The organism is Psychrobacter sp. 1Y4 (assembly GCF_051847555.1).
Genome location: NZ_JBPYDE010000319.1, coordinates 1 through 857, shown reverse-complemented (window position 1 = coordinate 857; position 857 = coordinate 1). Strand labels below are relative to the sequence as shown.

Genomic DNA, 857 nt, shown 5'->3' with positions numbered 1-857 from the left:
AGTCAGACGTTAATGAGACACCTTTGATTTTAGCTTCATTAACATTTTGAGTAGCCCCTGCATAAGGATTACTAGGCGTAGGGCTTGCGACATAACTGATTAAATTTTCAACATCATTATAATAACCAGTTAGGCGTGTAGTCTGTAACAACGTGCTGTATTCAACAAAGGCTTCGTAGTTGTCGCTGGTTTCAGGTTTTAGATCAGGGTTACCACCATATCCAGGATAGATGTCATTGAAAGTAGGTGCACGGAACCCTCTAGCATAGCTAGCACCAGCGCGTATATTTGGCGTGATGTGATAGGCGCCGCCTAAATTATAAGACGTTTCATCACCATATTGTGAGTTATCATCATAACGCAGGTTTGCTTGTGCATCGAACTCATTATTGGCTAGCACATAACCCAAAAAGGCACTGGTCACATCGCGGTCGTCAATGTCGTAAGCGCTACTGTCTAGGCTTTGGTTTAGGTGCTCAACGCCATAAATACCTTGACCTACCGCGAGCTGATGTTGACCTACCAAGCTGATTTGATCTTGTTTAGTATCAAACACGCTCCCGTATTGGCTAGAAGAGTCGCTTTTATCAATTGAATGACCATATTGTAGTTTTAAGGAAGAACCTGGAAGGTATCTCCAATCTACATAGGCTTGAGCGCTACCATTCTCTTGATCAGTATGCGCATCCTTATAATCACCATCATCAAAGTCGGTAGTGGATTTGCTGTATAGCGCACTAGCGCCTGCCAGCCATTGATCGTTAATGCGTTGATTCAAAGCGATGCTAAAGTTATTACTTTCAAAGCTGTCTTTATCTTTATTATAAGTACCAATGTTTGAAGGTACGGTGGCATTG

General features: G+C 42.4%; 1 protein-coding gene. It reads right to left on the bottom strand.

Features of this window, described 5'->3' with window-relative positions:
• The coding region (locus ACS8FC_RS16045) for a TonB-dependent receptor plug domain-containing protein (protein ID WP_439297503.1) at positions 1-857 on the bottom strand (857 nt) is incomplete at both ends.